Below are 16,044 nucleotides of genomic sequence, written 5' to 3'. Positions count from 1 at the left end.
AACTTCGCTGTGTGAACGTCAGCTTCCCCTGTCGCTAAATTGCGTACTTTTACTTCCCATAAGTTGTCACTTGTTCGTTTCATATCTTCAACATGATGTTTATAATACAAATTCACATGCTTATGTTCTAAATGCTCAAATAACATATTACAAAAATGTTTATATAATTGAATAAAAACGAATATACTCACACATGTTCAACAAAAAGAAACAATATTTTTCTTTTAATGATTTTACAAAATAATTTGATATTTTGCTAGCTTTATTTATAAAAATGGAACAAAATGGTTGTAAAACAACTGTCTTACAACCATTTTGTCAACAGTCTGAAACTCCGGGCAGCCCGAAGTCTCTTTCTATTAACGTTTTCCTTTTACATACGGCGTACCGAGCGCTTTTGGCGCATCTGCCCGTCCGATAAATCCAGTTAACGCTAAAATCGTTAAAGCATACGGTAAAATGAGCAAGTAAACGGTTGGTACGTTTTTCAAAAATGGAATCGCCTGTCCGACGATGCTTAAGCTTTGCGCAAATCCGAAGAAAAGTGCCGCACCCATCGCCCCAAGCGGATGCCATTTTCCGAAAATCATCGCAGCAAGCGCCATAAATCCTTGACCTGAGATCGTTGCATGGCTAAAATCACGCGAAATGATTGTTGCATAAACAGAACCACCAATTCCTGCAAGCGCACCACTTAACATAACAGCGATATAGCGCATTTTTGCGACGTTAATTCCTAACGTATCCGCTGCCATCGGGTGTTCCCCAACAGCACGAAGACGAAGACCAAACGGTGTTTTATAAATGACGTACCATACAACAAACGCTAATACAATCGCTAAATAAGATGGCACATACCCGTTTGAGAATAAAATCGGACCGATAACTGGAATTTTACTTAAAATCGGAATGTCGATTTTATCAAATCCAACTTGCACTTGATCCGTTTGTCCTTTTCCGTACCACATTTTCACAAGAAACAGTGATAAACCTAATGCTAAAAAGTTGATGGCTACCCCGCTAACAACTTGATCAGCGCGAAGGGAAATCGCCGCCACCGCATGCATCAACGAGAAAATCGAAGCAACAATCATCGCAACAAGTATCGCAAGCCACGGTGTCAGTTGTCCAAATTGATCGGCAAACGTTAAGTTAAACACTACACCGGTAAACGCGCCGATAACCATTAACCCTTCTAATCCGATATTTACAACACCGGAACGCTCACTAAATACGCCACCGAGCGCCGTAAAAATAAGTGGTGCCGCAAAGAAAATCGCGGAAGGAATAATAATTTCAAGGATGTGTAACATTTATTTTCCCTCCTTTTTGAAGCGCGTAAGCACAAGACGAATTAAGTAGCTTGATGCAACGAAGAAAATAATTAACGCAATGACGATATCAACAAGTTCTGTCGGCACATTAGCTGCTGATGGCATTTCGAGCGCTCCAACTTTTAACGCTCCAAATAAAACGGCTGCTAAAATAATGCCAAAGGCGCTATTTCCACCAAGAAGGGCGACCGCAATTCCATCAAATCCGACCCCGGTAAATCCAGCTTTGACTGAGACGTTTTCAAATGTTCCTAATCCTTCCATCGCCCCAGCCATGCCTGCGAATGCGCCAGAAATAACCATTGCTAAAATAATGTTGCGGTTGACGTTCATTCCAGCATAATGCGACGCATGTTGGTTAAAACCGACGGCACGTAATTCATATCCCGTCGTTGTTTTTTCAAGCAAGAACCACATAACGACAGCCGCAATTAACGAAATAATAATACCGTAGTGGAGCGTAGAATAATCTGTTAACGATTGTAAAAACTCCGAACGTAATGATGCTGACGGATGAATTTTTTCCGACTTAAATCCTTGATCAGATAAAACTGAACGGATAATCTCATTCGATATGTATAGCGCAATATAGTTCATCATAATCGTCACGATAACTTCATGAACGCGGAAACGCGCCTTTAAAAAGCCGGGAATAAATCCCCAAAGCGCTCCGGCTGCGGCAGCTGCGAGAATCGCAAGCGGTAAATGAATCACTTTTGGAAGTTCAAAAGCCACACCTACCCAAACAGCAACGAGCCAACCGACGATAAGTTGTCCTTCTACCCCGATATTAAATAATCCTGTTCGAAATGCAAAAGCAACAGCTAAACCAGCTAAAATATATGGCGTGACTTGACGGATCGTTTCTCCAATATAGTATCGATCCCCAAAAGCACCGTACAATAAAGCGGAATATCCCGCAATCGGGTCGTAACCGCTGACGATCATTACAATTGCACCGGCGATAATTCCGAGAATAGCCGCAAACACAGGGACGAGAATATTCGTTAAACGATTTTCACTCATGATGATACACCTGCTTCCTTCCGTTTGCTTCCTGCCATCAATAAACCAAGCTCTTGCTCTGTCGTTTCTTTCGGATCGACAATCGCCACAATTTTTCCTTCATAAATAACAGCAATGCGATCGCTGACGTTCATAATTTCATCTAATTCAAATGAGACGAGCAATACCGCTTTTCCTTTGTCGCGTTGTTCAATTAAACGTTTATGAATAAATTCAATCGCTCCAACGTCCAAGCCGCGCGTCGGTTGCGCCGCGATAAGTAAATCTGGGTCGCGGTCGACTTCACGACCGATAATAGCTTTTTGTTGGTTTCCGCCTGATAAGGCACGCGCTTTCGTATATTCATCTGGCGTACGAACGTCAAATTCTTGAATAAGCTGGCGCGCTTTATCATAAATCGCTTTAAAATTTAAAATGCCGCGTTTGGAGTACGGCTCTTTATAATATGTTTGAAGCACCATATTTTCTCCGATTGGGAAGTCAAGCACAAGGCCGTGTTTATGACGGTCTTGTGGAATATGTCCTACACCCGTTTCTGTAATTTGTCTCGGTGTTAAATTACGAATTTCTTTGCCGTTTAAACGAATGGAGCCTGATTCTGATTTGATTAAGCCCGTAATCGCTTCGATAAGCTCCGTTTGCCCGTTTCCGTCAACCCCTGCAATTCCGACAATTTCTCCTGCGTGTACCGTTAAATTCAAGTGATCGACAGCAGTCACACCACGAGAATCTTTAACGACTAAATTTTCAATTTCAAGTACAGGTTTGCCCGCTTTCGGAGGCTGTTTTTCTGTTTTGAAATGCACTTCACGACCGACCATTAACGCAGCAAGTTCGTTCGGATTTGTTTCCGATACGTTTAATGTGCCAATTCCTTTTCCGCGTCGAATGACAGTAACGCGATCACACACTTCCATAATTTCTTTTAATTTATGCGTAATTAAAATGATTGATTTTCCTTCACGTACAAGCGATTTCATAATTTGGATAAGCTCTTGAATTTCTTGCGGTGTTAATACAGCTGTCGGCTCGTCAAAAATTAAAATATCTGCCCCGCGATATAACGTCTTTAAAATTTCTACACGCTGTTGCATGCCGACAGAAATGCCCGCAATTTTCGCTTTCGGATCAACGGCTAAGCCGTAACGTTCAGACAGCTCACGCACTTCTTTTTCTGCTCGTTCAATATCAATTTGTCCACCTTTTGTTGGTTCGCTTCCTAAAATAATGTTTTCTGTTACCGTAAACGTATCAATGAGCATAAAATGTTGGTGCACCATCCCGATCCCTAAGTCGTTTGCGACGTTCGGATTCGCGATGTTTACTTTTTTCCCTTTGACGCGAATTTCCCCTCCATCCGGCTGATATAAACCGAATAGCACGTTCATTAACGTGGATTTCCCTGCACCGTTTTCACCTAACAGCGCATGAATTTCCCCTTTTTTTAACTGCAACGTAATGTTATCGTTTGCCACAAAATTCCCAAAAACTTTGCGGATATTTAACATCTCAATTACGTATTCCAAACGTGATCCACTCCTTATATGAGCATGGTTTACATCACTAAATGAAAAGCTGCAATATGTTGCAACCCTTCATTTAGTGGTTCTCCGAAGAAACGCGTCCTTCGGAGAACAACAATGTCCTTATTTCAACTCTTCACGAGTCTGAGGTACTTTTACTTCGCCGTTAATAATTTTTTGTTTCCATTCATCAACTTTTTTCAACACATCTTCAGGAACGTTATTTTTCGTTGTTGGTGCAATACCAACACCATCTTCTTTCAAGCCGTACTCCACTGCTTGACCGCCAGGGAAGTTACCGTTTTTCGTTTTTGTCGCTAAGTCATATACAGCAACGTCAACACGTTTTACCATCGATGTTAATGTTACGCTTTTATCTGTTCCTGGAACTTTTCCTTCTTCGTACTGGTCGCGGTCAACACCGATGACCCAAATTTCTTTGTTTGGATCTTGTTTTTTCAAGTCGATTGCTTCAGAGAACACACCGTTTCCTGTCGCACCAGCTGCGTGGTAAATAATGTCGATGCCAGAAGCGTACATGCTTGATGCGATCGCTTTTCCTTTGTCGGCTTTGTCAAACGCACCTGCGTATTGCACTTCAACTGTTGCTTTTGGATTGACAGCTTTGACGCCGGCAATAAAACCACTTTCGAATTTTTCGATTATCGGAATTTCCATACCGCCAACGAAACCGATTTTGTTCGTTTTTGTCATTAAACCAGCGACAACACCAACAAGGAATGAACCTTCGTGCTCTTTAAATGTAATGCTTGCCACGTTTGGTTTTTCAACAACGCTATCAACGATGGCAAATTTGTTATCTGGCTTTTGATCTGCAATTTCTGTAATAGCATCTGTCATTAAGAAACCGATACCGTAAATGAGATCAAAGCCGTTGCGCACAAGTTTATTTAAGTTTGTTGCATAGTCCGCATCGCTTTGTGATTGTAAGTAGTCATAGCCGCCTTTTCCTTTTTTCAAGCCGTTTTCTTCACCGAATTTTTGTAATCCTTCCCATGCAGATTGGTTGAACGACTTATCGTCAATTCCACCAACGTCTGTAACCATCGCTACGCTAAAGTCAGATGCTTTTCCTTCTTCTTTCGCTTGTCCGCAGCCACCAAGAAGCATGCCGGCAGTAAGTAATAAAGACATGGTCAATCCAAAACGTTTTTTCTTCATTAATGATTACCCCCTCATGTTAAAAATATAAATTAGCGAAAATGCGAAATTTATACATATCCTACTCCCTCCAATGTCACCTCCTTAATAGGATAAGCGCCTGTATAAGAAGCTACACGCGTTTTCGCAACACGTGGAAGCTAAACTTATCTGATTTAAAGTAGTCAATTGAGTACAAAATCGGCTCGTCATTTTCATCGAAATGCATTTGTTTTAAAACTAAAAGCGCTGTTTCTGGCTCGCATTCTAAAATCGGAGACACTTTTTCGTGATAGCCGAGCGGTTCAATATGCGTCACAGCATAAGCAATGTACCGATTCGCTTCATTATGTAATATTTCTAATAACGACTCATTTTCATAAGTAATCCCTTTAGGTAAATATTTACAAGGAACTTTATCAATGCAGTAGACGACCGGTTCGTTATTGGCTGTACGCACTCGCTCAACGATAAGTAAATCTTCCTCTTTTTTACATTGAAAGCGCTTTATATCATCTTCAGTCGGCTTCTGGATAGAAGAAGATAAAAAGATCGTCCCCGGTTTGCGACCAGCTTGACGAATCATTTCCGTCACGCTACTTAGTTGTTCAATACCAGAGGTGAACATTGGACGGGCGCTAACAAACGTCCCAACACCGTGGCGGCGGATGATGACGTTTTCTTCTTCTAACACCCGTAGTGCTTCACGCAATGTCGCACGACTCACTCCTAATTGTTTCGCCAATTCAAATTCAGAAGGAAGTTTTTCTTTCTCTTTATATACCCCTTGCTCAATATCTTTTTTAATTCGATCAATCACTTGTAAATATAAGTGTCGATGATCCGTTTTAACAGACATTCACCATCCCCCACCTTAGATATCAGACATCTGATGTTAGACGAATTTCTTATTAGTAATATAACATTTTTTCATCTATAAATAAATAGTGAATAAAAAAAATGTCGAAAAAAGTCGTTTGAAATTTATGCAAGCGATTGTAATAATATGTCATTATTATTCCCCATTTATACAAAAAAGAGGCTTGTTTTTTAGCCTCTTTTATGATGTTTTTGCTTGATCATTTGATGATACAAGCACAGCACGCGGTTTACTTCCTTCATACGGGCCGACAATGCCGCGCGCTTCCATCGCATCAATTAAACGTGCAGCACGGTTATAGCCGATGCGAAAACGCCGTTGCAACATAGAAACGGATGCACTTTGCATGTCGATGACCAACTGGACAGCTTCATCAAATAGTTCATCATCAAACGCTTCTTTCGGTTCATCATCTTGGGCAATCATCGTTTCTTCATATTGTGCTTGCTGTTGCGAAATGACGTATTGTACGACCGTCTCCACCTCTTGATCGGACACAAACGCTCCTTGCACGCGAACAGGCTTGGCTGCACCAACAGGTAAAAAGAGCATATCTCCGCGTCCGAGCAATTTTTCGGCTCCGCCCATATCTAAAATTGTCCGCGAGTCCGTTTGTGACGATACGCTAAATGCGATACGCGATGGGATGTTCGCTTTAATGACGCCGGTAATGACATCGACTGATGGACGTTGCGTTGCGATAATTAAATGAATGCCTGCTGCTCGCGCCATTTGTGCAAGACGTGTAATCGAATCTTCCACATCGCTAGAAGCAACCATCATTAAATCAGCGAGCTCATCAACAATGACAACAATGTACGGCAAAAGAGGTTGCTTCGTTTCCGCTGTTTCATTATGACGCTCAATATATTCGTTATACCCTTCAATATTGCGCGTTCCTGTATGTGAAAATAACTCGTATCTCCGCTCCATTTCGCTCACTACTTTTTTTAATGCTTGGGACGCTTTTTTCGGATCCGTCACTACCGGAGAAAGCAAGTGCGGAATGCCGTTATATACACTTAACTCGACCATTTTCGGATCAATCATCATCATTTTGACTTCATGCGGCTTCGTGCGCATCAGCAAGCTGACAATAATGGCGTTAATACATACACTTTTTCCGCTTCCTGTCGCACCAGCAACAAGTAAATGAGGCATTTTATTGAGCTCAGCAAGTACCGCTTGTCCCGATATGTCACGTCCGAGCCCGATTAACAATTTCGCCTCTGGCTTATCTGCTTCTTTCGCCTCTAATACTTCGCGTAACGAAACCATCGCAATTTCTTCATTCGGCACTTCAATGCCGATCGCTGATTTCCCCGGAATCGGCGCCTCAATTCGAATGTCCTTTGCCGCTAGAGCGAGCGCTAAGTCGTCGCTTAAACTAACAATTTTACTTACTTTCACACCGACGTCCGGATATACTTCATATCGCGTGACAGCTGGACCGATATGCACTTTTGTTACTTTCGCCTTTACGCCGAAGCTTTGAAACGTTTTTTCAAGCTTGCGAGCATTTTCATAAATGCTTTCTTTTTCACGTGATTGGTCGACTGCTTTCGGCGGAGAAAGTAAATCAATCGGCGGCAACGCATAATCGGTTGCATGTGTTGACGTAAATGACATCGCTTTTTCTTCTTCCGCCGCTTCATTGAAATTGGAAATGAACGGTCCTTCGACAATAATGTCTTCCGTTTCTTCCTCTTTTTCCTCTTGTTCTTCTAGTGCAGTCACAACTTCAATATGCGATGGTTGTTGCTTTTCTTTCTTCGGCCGCTTCAAAAACGAACGAATATCTAAAATGACCGCTTTCGCTTGCGTTTGAACGAACGAAATGAACCATTCCATTCCCTTCCCGACCGTATCTCGCAACGTCTTTCCTGTAACAAGCAGCACACCGATAATGAGCAACAGCGAAGCGATCCATTTTGTCCCAAGCTGATCAAATAAATAATAGCTGATCGTATACAATAATGCCCCGAGCATTCCTCCGCCTAAATCAGAAAAAGAAGCGTTTTCCCCGCGCACATCTACCCAAAATAAATCCCATGTCGTCCGAATAATGCTTGGATTCACCAATTTTCCATTTCGTGATAAAATGTGAAATAACGTTTCATGGCTAAATAACAATAGTGAAAGAACAATTAAATACAATCCGATCAAAACGCGTTGAAAAAACAGTGGCCACGCTCGATTCCAAATGACATATAGCGATGTCACGAGCGCCCCTAATAGCGCCACGATATACCATTCCCCCATAAAAAAGCGAGCAACAAAAACGAGCGAACGGCCAACAGCGCCAACGTTGGCCATCGCAATGACCGTACATGCTAACATCGTTAAACCGATTAATTCAAAGCGCAATGTCGTTTTCCATTGATTTTGTTTGTTTGTGCGACGCTTATTTTTCTTTCCCATTTCGCCCACTCCAACATGTAAGATGAAAAAGCAGCCAACAGAAGAGCGTGGCTGCTTGTTCTTAATTATACCATAAATTGTAGTGATGTCGCATAAAGTTTTGTGCCCGGTTCGTACATCAAATAATGTTGCGGATCGCTACTTAATACGCGTACAATTTCATATTCATTTGTTTCCGTTTGTTGTACAAGTAAAGGGACGCCGTTATAATGAGCGGTTCGTTGTTTTTTATAGTCCGCTTCATTTGTTTGAAAAATGATAAATTCAGGAACGATCGTGTGTAAAATCATTGTAGCATCGCTCCTTGTTGATTGGAATGATCAATTAATTCGCGCAATTTGCGCATCGCTTGTGAAAGGCCTCCGACTTCATCAATTAAACCGTACTTGACGGCATCTGTCCCAACGACATTCGTTCCGATATCACGCGTTAAATTTCCCTGTGAAAACATCAGTTCCTTAAATTTTTCTTCACTAATGTTGGAATGTTTCACAACAAAATTGACGACGCGCTCTTGCATTTTGTCTAAGTACTCAAACGTTTGTGGCACACCGATAACAAGGCCGGTGAGACGAATCGGATGAATCGTCATCGTTGCGGTTTCCGCAATAAATGAATAGTCGCACGATACGGCAATCGGCACGCCGATCGAATGACCTCCGCCGAGCACAATCGAAACAGTCGGTTTGGACATCGATGCTAACATTTCTGCAATAGCTAACCCGGCTTCGACATCGCCACCAACGGTATTTAATACGACAAGCAATCCTTCAATATTTGGATTTTGCTCAATCGCCACAATTTGCGGAATAATATGTTCATACTTTGTCGCTTTATTTTGTGGCGGTAATTGAATGTGCCCTTCAATTTGCCCGACAATCGTTAAACAATGAATCGTTGAATCAGAAGAAAGCTGCGGAACGTTCGTTTGACCGAGCTGCACAATATTTTCTACCGAAGACGGCTTCGTTTCCTCTTGAGATACATCTCGTTCTTCCATAACAATCCCCTTTCTGTTGCGTGATGTCGTTAGTATACGTGAACATCGACATGTTCATACAAAAAACACCTGCGCATTGCAGGTGTTTCCTTGACTTTGAGCATGTTGTTTTATACTTCCATAATAATTGGTAAAATCATTGGTTTTCGTTTCGTTTTTTCAAATAAATATTGGCTTAATGCATCTCGAATATTTGTTTTTAATGAAGACCACTCGATTACATAATCTTCCATACTTTTTTCTACAATTTCTTTCACAATTTTTACCGATTCTCCAAACAGCGTTTCGGATTCGCGCACATATACGAAGCCGCGTGAAATCATTTCCGGACCAGCAACAATGCGCTTATCTTGTTTACTTAACGTCACAACAACGATCATAATTCCATCTTGTGAAAGTAAACGACGATCGCGCAATACAATATTGCCTACATCACCAACGCCTAATCCGTCAATTAAAATTTGACCGCTTGGCACTTTTCCGCCAAAACGGGCGTGGCCGTTACAGAACTCGATCACTTCTCCCTTTTCAATTAAAAAGATTGCATCTTGACGGATGCCGACAGCTTGAGCAATTCTGCCGTGCGCCTTCTGCATCCGAAATTCTCCATGTACAGGGATGAAATATTTCGGCTTCATGAAATTTAACATGAGCTTTAATTCTTCTTGGTAACCGTGTCCAGACACATGAACTTGACGTTGACCGTACACGACGTTTGCTCCTGCGCGATATAACGCATCAATCGTTCGAGCGATAAACAACTCATGACCTGGCATTGGAGAAGAAGCAACGATGACCGTATCCCCTTCTTTAATATTGATATATTTATGCGCTTGTTTCGCCATGCGAGCGAGTGCTGCCATCGGCTCTCCTTGATTGCCTGTCGTTAAAATGACTAAATCGCGATCATTGTAGCGATCCACTTCGCTCATCGGAATGATCATATTTTCATCAAGTTTTAAATATCCGAGGCGCACCGCAATATCAATCACTTTATGCATGTGACGGCTCATAATGACGACTTTCCTTCTATGATCGCGTGCAGCATTTAACACTTGTTGAATGCGTGTAATGTTTGATGCAAAGCAAGCAACAATAATGCGTCCGCGCGCGTTGCAAATGACATCGGAAATTTCTTGACCAACGACAGCTTCTGATCCGGTATATCCCGGCTTTTCCGCATTCGTGCTATCGGATAATAAGCAGAGCACACCTTTCGCCCCAATTTGTGCCATTTTACCAAAATCGGTACGGCATATGCCAACAGGCGTTTGATCAAATTTAAAATCGCTCGTATATACAATGGCTCCTTGCGATGTTTGAATGCTTACCCCGAGGCAATCCGGAATGCTGTGATTTGTTTGGAAAAACGATACGACAGCTTTGTCAAATACAATTTCACTATCCGCGTTTATTTCGATACGTTTTGCTTTCGTTGTAATTCCTTGTTCTTTTAACTTTTCTTCCATCAACGCAAGCGTTAATTTCGCCCCATACACAGGTACAGTCATTTTTCTTAACACATACGCGATCGCTCCAATATGATCGTCATGACCGTGTGTTAAAAAAATACCACGAATGCGCGTCTGTTGCTCAACTAAATAAGAAATATCAGGAATGACCATATCAATACCGAACATCTCGTCCTCTGGAAACATAAGTCCTGCATCAAGGACGAAAATGTCTTCGTCCACCTCGACGACATACATATTTTTTCCTACCTCTCCAACGCCGCCGAGGGCAAATACACGAATTTTCTCTGCTTGTTTCATATCGTAAAATCCTCCTACAATCAGCCAAACTCACCCGCTCAAAGTCACTTACATCCATTATAACTGATTCGACAATAAAAAAGAAAGGGATGAATTCCCTTTCTTTCTTTTAACCTTGTAAAACATTCATCAGCTGCAAACGTTCTGATTCAGTAAGCGGCACAAGTGGAAGTCGAACAGACCCGACATCTAACCCTTTCAGTTGTAAAGCGGTTTTGACCGGCACAGGGCTTGGCGCAGCAAATAATGCTTTCATGATCGGCAATAACTGTTGATGCATCGCTGCCGCTTTTTTATTGTCTCCACGCGTGAATGCTTCTATCATTTCTTTCATTTCATTTCCAATAATGTGCGAAGCAACAGAAACAACACCCTTTCCGCCAATCGCTAACACAGGAAGCGTCAATCCATCATCTCCGCTATACAACATAAAATCATCGCGCGTTTTTGCAATGATTTCCGTCATCGCATCTAAATTGCCGCTGGCATCTTTGACGGCTACAATGTTTGGAATTTCGGAAAGACGGACGATCGTTTCAACAGAAATATTGACAACCGACCGTCCCGGAATGTTGTATACCATGACCGGCAAAGACGTGCTCTCTGCAATCGCTTTGTAATGTTGATAAATGCCTTCTTGATTCGGTTTATTGTAATAAGGAGCAACGATCATGACCGCATCGACACCGATTTCTTCTGCTTTTTTTGTCAGTTCAATCGATGCGCGCGTATTGTTGCTTCCCGTTCCTGCAATGACCGGTACGCGCCCGTTAACAACTTCGACAACGTGGCGAAACAGCGCCAACTTTTCCTCGGTCGTTAACGTTGGCGATTCTCCTGTCGTTCCAGCGACAACAAGCGAATCGGTGCCGTTTTCAATTAAATAATTGACTAATTGTGTCGTTTTCGCAAAATCGATGTTCCCTTTACTGTCAAATGGGGTAACCATCGCTGTGGCAATTTGACCAAATTGAACCACAATGTTTCACTCCTAACTAAAATCATATTGTTCCTGTTCCGCAAGCTGAAACGCATCATGAAGCGCATTCACTGCTTCTTTTAAATGTTCTTCTTTGACGAGCACCCAAATGGTCGTATGGCTATCGGCAGACTGTAAAATTTGAATGCCGCGTTCGGATAATGCGGTGACAATTTTCGCTGTCACACCTGGAACACCAGCAATTCCCGCACCGACAGTCGATACTTTTGCACATCCACGAGTGACTGTCGGTTCATAGCCAAGCTTTTGCAACGTGGCGATTGCTCGATCTGCGACGTCGCTTGATACCGTATATACAACGCCATTTGGTGAAATGTTAATAAAGTCTACACTAATTCCTTCATTTGCCATTGCTTTAAATACTTCAGCTTGTAAATCGTAATGTCCCTCTTTTGCTGGCACCTTAATTTGCGTAATGTTTGAAACGTGGGCAATTCCTGTCACTAGCCGCTCTTTCACATCGCTTCCTTTTTTCGCAATCGATGTGACGAGCGTTCCTGGCGCATCAGAATACGTCGAACGAATGCGAAGCGGCACTTTCGCTTGCATCGCGATTTCAACTGCACGTGGGTGAATGACTTTTGCTCCTTGATACGCCATGTTGCAAATTTCTGTATATGTCACAACATCAAGCGGACGCGCATTTTCTACGATGCGCGGGTCCGCTGTCATCACGCCTTCGACATCGGTAAAAATGTCAATCCATTCCGCGCCAATGGCGGCACCAAGGGCAGCTGCCGACGTATCGCTTCCTCCCCGTCCAATCGTTGTCACATCTCCGTTTTCGGCAACACCTTGAAAACCAGCGACAACGACAACATCATGCTCTTTTAGCGCACGCAACAACCGTTCACAACGCATATCAATAATTTTTGCATTCGTATGGTCGTTGTTTGTGCGAAAACCAGCTTGCGCTCCTGTAAAGGCTGTCGCTTTGATCCCATGTTTGTTTAACATGTTTGTAAAAACGACGCTTGAAATAATTTCACCGCATGCCATCAATAAATCTTTTTCGCGGTTTGTCACATGTGCATTCGCTCCATCAATGAGGCTGAGCAACGTATCTGTTGCATACGGATCCCCTTTTCTCCCCATCGCAGAAACGACGACAACGACTTTATAACCGTCTTGCAACGCTTTTTCAATATGTTTGCGCGCTAAATTCCGGCCGTGTTCATCACGAACAGACGTGCCACCAAACTTTTGAACGATAATTTTCAACGTCAACACCTCGATGCTGATTTTACGCTTTTACAAGCCCTAATTTTAAAAGACTTTCAGCGATTTGAACAGAGTTCCACGCCGCTCCCTTTAACAAGTTATCAGAAACGATCCATAAATGGAACCCTGTATCACGATGTAAATCTTTGCGAATGCGACCGACGAATACGTCATTTTGCCCTGTTGCAAACAACGGCATCGGATATAGCTGTTCGCTCGGATCGTCTTGCAACACGACACCAGGCGCTTCTTTTAGTAACGACTTCAACTGCTCGGCCGTTACGCCTTCTTGCTCAATTTCAATATATACAGATTCGGAATGCCCTGTCATGACCGGAATGCGCACGCATGTTGCCGCTACTTCCAACTCAGGCATATGCATAATTTTTTTCGTTTCGTTAATCATTTTCATTTCTTCAAATGTAAACCCGTTATCTTGAAATTTATCAATTTGTGGAATGGCGTTAAACGCGATCGGATAATGTTTACGATCCGATTTTACCGGTAAAATTTCCGGCGTCACTTCTTCGCCGTTTAACATTTGCGCCGTTTGCGTTTTTAACTCTTCAACTGCTTGCGCTCCCGCTCCTGACACTGCTTGATATGTTGAGACGATGATGCGCTTTAGTCCGAACGCTTGACGAATCGGTTCAAGTGCAACGACCATTTGAATCGTTGAGCAGTTTGGATTAGCAATAATTCCATTATGCCAATGTAAATCTGCTTCATTCACTTCAGGAACGACAAGCGGTACGTTTTCATCCATACGAAATGCGCTCGTATTATCAACAACAATTGCCCCACGTTTCACCGCTTCAGGAGCAAGTTGCTTTGACACCGCTCCTCCTGCACTAAATAGCGCGATATGCACTCCTTCAAAGCTTTCTGGCTTTGCTGCTTGCACTTCAATTTCTTCGCCTTTAAACAAGACTTTTTTTCCAGCTGAACGCTCCGACGAAAGCAAAGATAATTTGGCGATTGGGAAATTTCTTTTTTCTAACGTTTGAATCATTTGCTGTCCGACAGCTCCAGTCGCTCCAACGACGGCGACATGTAATCCTTTTTGCTCCATCTCTTCTTCTCCTTCCAACTCATAGACAATTTTAATATCATTTATTTTAGCACATTCATTCATAAAGGAGAGACATTTTTATAAATTTTCTTGCAACTGTTTATTTATGAGCGACGATATTCAAGGATGACCGGCTGAATTTGCCGACCTTCTAGCGCTGCTTCTACCGTATCAAGCAATAAAGGCATATGAGCCACCATCGAATTTGGCTTTTTAAACGGATCGTCTTGCCCAAATGGAATAAAATAAATATTTTTTGCTGCCATTAATCTCATTAAATTCACGCCATTTAATCCGAGCGCATCGTTTGTTGAAATGCCGACAACGACCGGACGATGATTGCGCATCGTTGCTTTGGCAGCCATTAATACAGGAGAATCTGTCATCGCGCTTGCTAACTTGCTCATCGAATTTCCTGTCAACGGTGCAATGACCATGCAATCGAGCGGCAATTTCGGTCCTAATGGCTCAGCCTTTACAATTGTATCAATGACTTGATGCCCTGTCATCTCTTCAAGCTTTTTTACCCATTCTTCCCCTTTGCCAAATCGCGTATTTGTCGATTGTACCGTATACGAAACGATCGGTATGACATCCGCCCCTTTCGTTATTAATTTTTCAATTTCTGGCATCACCGCATCATACGTGCAATGTGAGCCTGTTAAACCGAAGCCAATGCGCTTTCCTTGTACGTTCATTTTTTATTCTCCTTTCGTTTTTTCAAATCTGCAGAAAGAAGTTGCGCTAATACGTTCGCTACAATTTGCCCCGCTGTTTTCGGGGCGACAATACCAGGAAGTCCTGGAGCTAATAGCGCTTGAATGCCGCGCTTTTCAGCATAGCGAAAGTCCGTTCCGCCCGGTTTTGACGCTAAATCGATAATGAGCGTATGGGCGGGCATTTTCGCGATGACGCTTGCGGTAACAACCATATGTGGAATGGTATTAATGCAAACGTCAATATCTTTTACGTGCTGTTCTAAATCGTTTAAATGAAACGGCTCTAGCGACATCTCCGCAATGCGTGCCAAATGTTCAGAACGGCGAGCACCTACCTTTACTCGCGCACCTAAGGCGGCAAACGTCCGTGCAACTGTCATGCCTACACGCCCTAACCCTAAAACAGCAATGCGCGACCCATGGATCGTCACATCTGTATGTTGAATGACCATCATCACCGTTCCTTCTGCCGTTGGAATAGAGTTATAGATGGCGACATCGTCCCGTTCGAAAAGTTGAACATGTTTCCGTCCGACCGCCTTGACGACATGGTCTAAATAATCATTTGTAATTCCCGAATAAACGGTACAATGCGTCGGTGTTTGGCGAAGCAGTTCTTCTGTAAACGTCATTTTTTCATTTGAAAATACCGTTTGAATTTCGCCATCCATATTCGTTCCGTGAACGGGTAAAATAATGGCGTCTACATCATGAAAATCAACTTCATGAATTTTCATTTTTGTTACCCCAGCAAAGCCATGGTCTAATTGATCGAAGCCAACAAGTGACAATTTTGTGTCAAGTTCCATCAATTTCCGAATGACTTCAAGCTGCCGAGCGTCCCCACCGATGATCGCAACATGCATTCCTGTCAGCATGAGTTCATTCACCTTCTTATACAACTAGTTTTTTGCC

General features: G+C 42.6%; 15 protein-coding genes. All 15 read right to left on the bottom strand.

The window, feature by feature from the left end:
- Positions 1 to 146 (bottom strand): malate:quinone oxidoreductase (locus ABEV15_RS05725; RefSeq protein ID WP_498852614.1); only part of this gene is annotated, 146 nt, incomplete at its 3' end.
- 213 nt (positions 147 to 359) lie between these two features.
- Positions 360 to 1,313 carry an ABC transporter permease gene (locus tag ABEV15_RS05720; protein ID WP_429631917.1) on the bottom strand — a complete coding sequence of 318 codons (954 nt, stop codon included), beginning with the start codon at positions 1,311 to 1,313 and terminating at the stop codon, positions 360 to 362.
- A complete protein-coding gene (locus ABEV15_RS05715) occupies positions 1,314 to 2,360 on the bottom strand; it encodes an ABC transporter permease (RefSeq protein WP_429631915.1) in 1,047 nt (348 codons plus the stop codon).
- Positions 2,357 to 3,886, bottom strand: coding sequence for an ABC transporter ATP-binding protein (locus tag ABEV15_RS05710; RefSeq protein WP_498852608.1), 1,530 nt, complete (start codon positions 3,884 to 3,886; stop codon positions 2,357 to 2,359). Before ABEV15_RS05710 ends, ABEV15_RS05715 begins: the two co-directional genes overlap by 4 nt.
- A gap of 120 nt (positions 3,887 to 4,006) precedes the next feature.
- Positions 4,007 to 5,065, bottom strand: coding sequence for a BMP family lipoprotein (locus tag ABEV15_RS05705; RefSeq protein WP_498852607.1), 1,059 nt, complete (start codon positions 5,063 to 5,065; stop codon positions 4,007 to 4,009).
- Positions 5,066 to 5,177: 112 nt separating this feature from the next.
- A complete protein-coding gene (locus ABEV15_RS05700) occupies positions 5,178 to 5,903 on the bottom strand; it encodes a GntR family transcriptional regulator (protein WP_498852606.1) in 726 nt (241 codons plus the stop codon).
- A gap of 201 nt (positions 5,904 to 6,104) precedes the next feature.
- Positions 6,105 to 8,345, bottom strand: coding sequence for a DNA translocase FtsK (locus tag ABEV15_RS05695; protein ID WP_498852605.1), 2,241 nt, complete (start codon positions 8,343 to 8,345; stop codon positions 6,105 to 6,107).
- A 65-nt stretch (positions 8,346 to 8,410) separates the two neighbouring features.
- Entirely contained in the window at positions 8,411 to 8,635 is a 225-nt protein-coding gene (locus tag ABEV15_RS05690) for a YlzJ-like family protein (protein WP_429631905.1), read from the bottom strand.
- Positions 8,632 to 9,345 carry a ClpP family protease gene (locus tag ABEV15_RS05685; protein WP_429631903.1) on the bottom strand — a complete coding sequence of 238 codons (714 nt, stop codon included), beginning with the start codon at positions 9,343 to 9,345 and terminating at the stop codon, positions 8,632 to 8,634. Before ABEV15_RS05685 ends, ABEV15_RS05690 begins: the two co-directional genes overlap by 4 nt.
- 110 nt (positions 9,346 to 9,455) lie before the next feature.
- On the bottom strand, positions 9,456 to 11,117 hold the full coding sequence (locus ABEV15_RS05680) for a ribonuclease J (protein WP_429635507.1): 1,662 nt from the start codon (positions 11,115 to 11,117) through the stop codon (positions 9,456 to 9,458).
- 109 nt (positions 11,118 to 11,226) lie between these two features.
- A complete protein-coding gene (gene dapA / locus ABEV15_RS05675; protein WP_429631899.1) occupies positions 11,227 to 12,096 on the bottom strand; it encodes a 4-hydroxy-tetrahydrodipicolinate synthase in 870 nt (289 codons plus the stop codon).
- Between the two features lie 12 nt (positions 12,097 to 12,108).
- Positions 12,109 to 13,338: an aspartate kinase gene (gene dapG, locus ABEV15_RS05670; protein ID WP_498852604.1), complete on the bottom strand. Its 1,230-nt coding sequence runs from the start codon at positions 13,336 to 13,338 to the stop codon at positions 12,109 to 12,111.
- A 22-nt stretch (positions 13,339 to 13,360) separates the two neighbouring features.
- Entirely contained in the window at positions 13,361 to 14,410 is a 1,050-nt protein-coding gene (asd, locus tag ABEV15_RS05665) for an aspartate-semialdehyde dehydrogenase (protein ID WP_498852603.1), read from the bottom strand.
- Between the two features lie 104 nt (positions 14,411 to 14,514).
- On the bottom strand, positions 14,515 to 15,108 hold the full coding sequence (dpaB, locus tag ABEV15_RS05660) for a dipicolinate synthase subunit B (protein WP_429631893.1): 594 nt from the start codon (positions 15,106 to 15,108) through the stop codon (positions 14,515 to 14,517).
- Positions 15,105 to 16,007: a dipicolinic acid synthetase subunit A gene (gene dpaA, locus ABEV15_RS05655; protein WP_429631891.1), complete on the bottom strand. Its 903-nt coding sequence runs from the start codon at positions 16,005 to 16,007 to the stop codon at positions 15,105 to 15,107. The genes dpaB and dpaA overlap by 4 nt, the downstream gene beginning before the upstream one ends.
- Positions 16,008 to 16,044 lie beyond the last annotated feature (37 nt).

This window comes from Bhargavaea massiliensis, from assembly GCF_050480245.1.
GTDB lineage: Bacteria > Bacillota > Bacilli > Bacillales > Anoxybacillaceae > Anoxybacillus.
Note: the sequence above shows the minus strand (reverse complement) of the source record. Positions and strands in the feature narration are given on the sequence as shown.

What these genes read in the sequence shown, in the direction of transcription:
- ABEV15_RS05700 (WP_498852606.1), bottom strand. Translation starts at nt 5,903, where the DNA reads ATGTCTGTTAAAACGGATCATCGACACTTATATTTACAAGTGATTGAT.
- ABEV15_RS05680 (WP_429635507.1), bottom strand. Translation starts at nt 11,117, where the DNA reads ATGAAACAAGCAGAGAAAATTCGTGTATTTGCCCTCGGCGGCGTTGGA.
- dpaA (WP_429631891.1), bottom strand. Translation starts at nt 16,007, where the DNA reads ATGCTGACAGGAATGCATGTTGCGATCATCGGTGGGGACGCTCGGCAG.
- dpaB (WP_429631893.1), bottom strand. Translation starts at nt 15,108, where the DNA reads ATGAACGTACAAGGAAAGCGCATTGGCTTCGGTTTAACAGGCTCACAT.
- asd (WP_498852603.1), bottom strand. Translation starts at nt 14,410, where the DNA reads ATGGAGCAAAAAGGATTACATGTCGCCGTCGTTGGAGCGACTGGAGCT.
- ABEV15_RS05720 (WP_429631917.1), bottom strand. Translation starts at nt 1,313, where the DNA reads ATGTTACACATCCTTGAAATTATTATTCCTTCCGCGATTTTCTTTGCG.
- ABEV15_RS05690 (WP_429631905.1), bottom strand. Translation starts at nt 8,635, where the DNA reads ATGATTTTACACACGATCGTTCCTGAATTTATCATTTTTCAAACAAAT.
- ABEV15_RS05715 (WP_429631915.1), bottom strand. Translation starts at nt 2,360, where the DNA reads ATGAGTGAAAATCGTTTAACGAATATTCTCGTCCCTGTGTTTGCGGCT.
- ABEV15_RS05695 (WP_498852605.1), bottom strand. Translation starts at nt 8,345, where the DNA reads ATGGGAAAGAAAAATAAGCGTCGCACAAACAAACAAAATCAATGGAAA.
- ABEV15_RS05705 (WP_498852607.1), bottom strand. Translation starts at nt 5,065, where the DNA reads ATGAAGAAAAAACGTTTTGGATTGACCATGTCTTTATTACTTACTGCC.
- ABEV15_RS05685 (WP_429631903.1), bottom strand. Translation starts at nt 9,345, where the DNA reads ATGGAAGAACGAGATGTATCTCAAGAGGAAACGAAGCCGTCTTCGGTA.